The following is a 5,632-nucleotide window of genomic DNA, read 5'->3' as shown; positions in this document are numbered from 1 at the left end:
GCTATTTAACGACGTTCAATTCTGTATTATAACCAATAATTATGAATTCTTATCCTGACTCCTGACTACTGTCTCATGGATTGGAGTCAAAACTTCTGAATTTCTGTCATCGAACTCAGGTTAAGATCATATTCATCACACCAATACCGCCAACTAGTAGGGAAATACCAGCAATCGCTGACAACATAAGCGCTGCCAACATAAGCCTCAATGCTGCTGTGAAGGTATTGACAATTTCCAAGACATCTTTCTGGCTCTGGACACCAAAATTATCTTAACCATTAATTTTGTGCCTAAGCCGCAATAGATTTTCAATCGCTCACCAACCGATTGTTCTACTTCAGGTCTAGTTCCGAAATAAATTGCCCCTTGGCTACCTCAAAGCTACGAACTCAAAGAAACTCCCGAGTAGTTCCCATAAGCTGGGAATTACTATTTCGGTTACGGTAGGTGATTAACTGCCGATTGTTAATTTCGGGAGTCACTTCAGTAATAGTCCGGACTTGGTTAGCGATCGCTTTAGCATCTCCCCAAACTAACGTCTTAGTTGACACTCCCCGTCTATGGGCGAGCAGGGAGTGTCAACTAAGACATTATTTTGTTGGGAAAGGGGTTGCTATGGGACGTCGCTCAATGACTTGGTCGATTAAACCATAGTCCTTAGCCTCAGTCGCTGACATAAAGAAATCCCGCTCGGTATCCTCCTGAATCCTTTCCAGTGGCTGACCGGTATGTTCTGCTAAATACTTGTTTAGCTGCTGCTTGTGGTAGAGGATTTCTTTTGCTTGGATTTCTATATCGCTTGCCTGTCCCTGTGCTCCACCCAGTGGCTGATGAATCATAATCCGGGAGTGGGGCAAGCTCATGCGTTTACCCTTAGCACCAGCACTGAGTAAGAAAGCCCCCATACTAGCTGCTAGTCCAACACAGATAGTGCTAACGTCCGGAGCAACTTGATTCATCGTATCGAAAATGCCCATGCCCGCAGTCACTGAACCACCGGGAGAGTTGATGTACAGGTAAATATCTTTTTCCTGGTCATCGGCTTCTAGAAAGAGTAATTGGGCAACCACTAAGTTAGCTAAGTCAGAATCAATCTGTTGTCCGAGGAATACAATGCGCTCTCGCAACAAACGAGAGTAAATGTCAAAGGCACGTTCGCCACGACCTGATTGCTCGATAACTGTAGGAATCATAAAAAATAAGCGTGAAATTTGTAAACCCCGTGTATGGGCAACTGGGGAGAAAAAACGAACACAAAGGGCGGTTAAAACCCCCTTGGATGAATGTGGGGAGAACAGATGCAGTTCATACCCGTTCCTGTTAACAGCCTTCATAGCCTATCGAAGCAGAACCTCATGTTTGCCTCGCGGCTTGTTATCGGTCGGTAATATCCTGTCAGAATGTAGAATTTAGAATTTAGAATTTAGAATTTAAAATTCTTCATTCTTCTGATGGCACTGTCTTACCCCTAGTAGGACTGTTTAACGATCTAGTTAATCAGCTTCGGACTGGCATCCCATCCTAAGGTAGGAACTTTAACCCTTGCCGATAACCTAGACTTCCCATAACCTAGACTTCGCAGGTCTTAGGCTGGTCAGCTATCTTGAATGACTAGGCGAGGGAGTCCTCTCTAGGCAAGAGTAGGGTACTGACCCCAGGTGGGTGCTATATTGGTTTTTCTTTACATTGTAGCGACTAGCAAACTCTTGCTTTGGTTCTAATCTCGGCTACCCCCAATCTATTAAATTACACAGAATGACTTAGGAGCAACCCTTTGCACTGTGCCACTCACTTAGGCGGAACATATAACTTGGCACTTATATGGTTGCTTAAATAAACTGGTAGAGTTAATTACCTTCACGGGTGTATCAATTTTAGAAAGTTCGTATCTCAGTCAAGTAGCATCGTTCTCTTGATGCAAAGCGCGAGTGGGGGAAACCCCCGCATGAAGGCGCTGCATCGTTTTCGATGGTTTCAGCAATACTATATATTAGGAATGAGGAGTGTGGCTCGTGTTTAAAAAAGTTTTTCAGGCACTTACTATCACAATATTGCTCAACTTACTAGTCTATATTAGTCCACCAGATCCTGAACAGTCTGATGCTGTACCGCCGTCACGGTCAACCCCAAAAGTGTTATTAAGTTCACGGTAGCACCACTAAACATGATTGATTAGTCGTTAGTCATTAAACCTTCGAGGTCTTAATTAGTTCCATATATAGATGGAACTAAGCAACTTGTGGACTAATGACTCAATCATCCAAGGACAATCGGAGTGATCGAATAACTAAAGGGCTAGGAAAACCCAATATAACTAAGGCATTGTGAATCCCATATAACTTCAATAGCAATGGCGGTGAGTCCTCAATTTGTCTTATCATGCCAGATGTCAAATCCCACACCCACCCCTTGCCAAGCCATGAAATTTAGTCTTTTAATAGAACACCTGGGTAATACAGCGTCTTTGTGCCATAGCCTGAATAGCGATACAGAGCTTAACCCTGAAATTACCGGAGTTGCTCCCATCGATACAGCCACCCCAGGCACTCTCAGTTATATTGAAGGACCATTATTTGCCCACATGGTGGACAAAACCCAGGCGAGTGCCTTAATTTTGTCCCTGGATGAAGCATTACAGGCAAAAGCGACAGAAAGAGGTATTGCTTGGGTAGGGACATCTGAACCGAGATTACTATTTGCTCATGCGATCGCATGTTTCTATCAACCTTTTCAACCAGAACCAGTCATCCACCCCAGTGCAGTGATTGACCCAGATGCTCAGTTAGGAAATGATGTCTATATTGGACCTTTCGTCGTAATTTTAGCAGGGGTAAAGATTGGCAATCAGGTCTGTATCCATCCTAATGTAGTACTATATCCTGAAGTAGAAATAGGCGATCGCACTGTCTTACATGCCAACTGCACTATTCATGAACGGAGCCACATTGGTAACGATTGTGTAATTCATAGTGGTGCAGTCATTGGTGCTGAAGGGTTTGGCTTTGTGCCAACCCCCCAAGGGTGGTATAAAATGCAACAGTCTGGCTACACGGTCTTAGAAGATGGGGTGGAAGTTGGCTGTAACAGCACTATTGACCGTCCAGCGGTTGGGGAAACCCGCATTGGACGCAACACTAAATTAGATAATTTGGTACATGTTGGTCACGGCTCCGAGGTCGGACAAAACTGTGCCTTGGCAGCCCAAGTCGGATTATCTGGAGGAGTGAAAGTGGGTAATCAAGTGCTGCTGGCAGGTCAGGTAGGAATTGCGAATCAAGTGAATGTTGGGGATGGAGCAATTGTGACCGCTAAATCCGGAATCCACAAAGATGTAGAACCCGGAAGTGTAGTGTCTGGCTATCCTGCTATTTCCAACAAACTCTGGCTAAAAATATCTGCCATCTACAATCGGCTTCCAGAAATGTATAAAATCTTGAAGCAACTTCAACGAAACCTCAAATAGAAAAAATAAATAACAAAAGTAAAAAAACTGACTAATCTTTGCTGTGCCTTTTGCTCTGATTTCAGAACAGTAAGTAATTAAGCTTACTTGAACAGACCCCTTTCCAAAATCTTCATATTTGAGATTAGCTTATGGAAAGATAAAAACCTGAATTTGTCAAGGTTATAGTTAATCGTTTCTTCTTGGAAACTTAATGAATAAATATCCAAATATAAATAGTTGGTAAAGATTACCTAGATACATTGACTTTTAATGAAACAACCGTGTAAAAATTTACACAATACGTTGATGATTCATTAGACGATCATCAAACTGATCAGATTAATCAGGGTGTTAATACGGTTGGTGCTCATGTCAAAAGTTAAGATTGCCTCTGATTTTTCTGGAATCATCGTCGTTTCAACTTTTAGCGTTCTAGAAAAATTAATTTTATGTCCACGTCTCAAATGCCAAAACAGTCCACCTTGAGAAAAGAAATTAACTATCTGGTTGATTCGTCTAGTTTTTCTAGTGCTGAGCAACCAGTTAAACTAGTTAATGGTGGCTTTGAAGAAGGACTCAAAGGGTGGCAAAAGCTAGGACCAGGTGGGATCAAAAGAGCTAGTTTTGGCATTACTCCAACAGATGGAGAAAAGCAGCTTTTACTAAGAACTAGCAATAAGGAAGTCACCAGAACAGGCCAGCCAAAAGCCCCATCAGCCTCTAAACTAGAGGAGTTTTTATACCTGTCCACAGGAACTCTCGATTGTATTGCCCAGAAAATTTTAGACACCGTTGGCATATGTGGTACTTCTAGCAAGGTAGTCAGAGGTGCTGCTATCCAACAAATTATTACCCCTGGTCTTGGTGATAGCTTAACCTTTGATTGGAATTTTCTCACCAATGAAGACGTGGGAGATCAGGCTATTGTTGCCGACTTCGCTTTCGTTTGCCTTAGTTCTCCCAAGTCCCAAATTGTCTATGAACTAGCTAACCCAATCCTAGGGGTCTTTAGTCAAGCACCGAACAACTTTTACAACCAAACCGGATTTAAAGCATTTACTCATACCTTCACTACTGCTGGAACCTACAGCCTAGGCTTTGGTGTTGTGAATGAATTGAGTAATCAAACTCAGTCTGGACTCATCATTGACAATGTTCAGCTAACCAGCCCTACTGTTGATGATCCGGCTTCAGTACTCAGCCTACTTTCAGTAGCCTCCTTTAAGGAAGCTTAAATAGGACTTAGGCACTCAAGCTATATGTAGAGCTATATCTAGAAATGAGTTGATTTGGTTAAACTCTATCTATAGATATTAGACCAGAGATATTAGACGAGAGATTAGACCTGATCAATGCATAAATCTTGTTAAAGCTTAATCCTTAGTAGCAAATCAACCCACCAAGGAGTAGAAATTAACTCATCCAGGCTAGCCAGTACTTCGGTGCTATGAATTGCTGGTCTTACACCAAGGAATATTTTCCGTAGAATTCCTTCTGGATCAATGATATAGGTATGGCGTAGGGACATAATACCTAACCAAGAACCATAAGCCTTGCTGACAGAGCCATCGGTGTCAGCTAAAAGTGGGAACTGTAAACCCTCTGAGTCACAAAACTCGGCGTGAGAATCGACATCATCCACGCTCACCCCTAGGATCTGCACATTTCTCTTTATGTATTTGGGCAAATCTTGCTGAAATCGCTGAGCTTCCAAGGTGCAACCACTAGTAAAGTCTTTGGGATAGAAATAAAGTACAACCCAATGACCTTGATAATCCGAGAGGGACACCTGACCCTTACCAGTATTAGTTGGTAGGGTGAACTCGGGTGCGGGTTTATTGAGAGGAAGTTGTTTGCCACCGAGAGCATGGGCAGGGTTGGGAAAATTTATCCAAGCTAGCAAAACGATCAAGCTAGCCAACAGACTGCTGAGAAATGCGCGACGAGAGATCATGATGAAAACAGGAAATTATGCTTCACATAAGTTTACATCATTGATGAACTAAGACTTTATAAACAATTCATCCCGGTTGGCTATGCAGATAATTGACATTTAGCCAATAATTTGTTACATTTATTAATATAAACGGGCTACACAGAGTAAATTAGCGGAGCAAAGAACCATGTCCAATCAAGAGTCTAACGAAGCCAAGTTCGGTTTCACCCCTAAAGCAGAAAACTTAA

6 protein-coding genes are annotated in these 5,632 nt (G+C 42.4%); 2 read left to right on the top strand and 4 right to left on the bottom strand.

Translation table 11 applies throughout. The features are described from left to right. Nucleotides 1-115: 115 nt before the first annotated feature. From F6J94_RS29150 to clpP, 3 genes are all read right to left on the bottom strand, one after another. Nucleotides 116-241, bottom strand: a complete 126-nt coding sequence (locus F6J94_RS29150) for a hypothetical protein (RefSeq protein ID WP_293046778.1) — start codon at nucleotides 239-241, stop codon at nucleotides 116-118. 151 nt (nucleotides 242-392) lie between these two features. Next, nucleotides 393-554, bottom strand: a complete 162-nt coding sequence (locus F6J94_RS29145; protein WP_293046777.1) for a hypothetical protein — start codon at nucleotides 552-554, stop codon at nucleotides 393-395. Between the two features lie 39 nt (nucleotides 555-593). Next, nucleotides 594-1,196, bottom strand: coding sequence for an ATP-dependent Clp endopeptidase proteolytic subunit ClpP (gene clpP / locus F6J94_RS29140; protein ID WP_293046776.1), 603 nt, complete (start codon nucleotides 1,194-1,196; stop codon nucleotides 594-596). A 1,226-nt stretch (nucleotides 1,197-2,422) separates the two neighbouring features. Between clpP and lpxD the strand changes: the two genes are divergently transcribed. Both lpxD and F6J94_RS29130 read left to right on the top strand, forming a co-directional pair. After that, nucleotides 2,423-3,466 (top strand): UDP-3-O-(3-hydroxymyristoyl)glucosamine N-acyltransferase, encoded by a 1,044-nt coding sequence (gene lpxD, locus F6J94_RS29135; RefSeq protein WP_293046779.1) that lies wholly within the window; start codon nucleotides 2,423-2,425, stop codon nucleotides 3,464-3,466. A gap of 431 nt (nucleotides 3,467-3,897) precedes the next feature. Beyond that, a complete protein-coding gene (locus F6J94_RS29130; protein ID WP_293046775.1) occupies nucleotides 3,898-4,683 on the top strand; it encodes a hypothetical protein in 786 nt (261 codons plus the stop codon). Between the two features lie 131 nt (nucleotides 4,684-4,814). Here F6J94_RS29130 and F6J94_RS29125 read toward each other — a convergent pair whose 3' ends face one another. Beyond that, nucleotides 4,815-5,402 carry a peroxiredoxin gene (locus F6J94_RS29125; protein WP_293046774.1) on the bottom strand — a complete coding sequence of 196 codons (588 nt, stop codon included), beginning with the start codon at nucleotides 5,400-5,402 and terminating at the stop codon, nucleotides 4,815-4,817. Between the last annotated feature and the right edge of the window lie 230 nt (nucleotides 5,403-5,632).

The sequence above is a fragment of the Moorena sp. SIO1F2 genome, from assembly GCF_010672755.1.
GTDB lineage: Bacteria > Cyanobacteriota > Cyanobacteriia > Cyanobacteriales > Coleofasciculaceae > Moorena.
The sequence above is the reverse complement of the archived record's forward strand: the minus strand, read 5'-3'. Positions and strand labels throughout refer to the sequence as shown.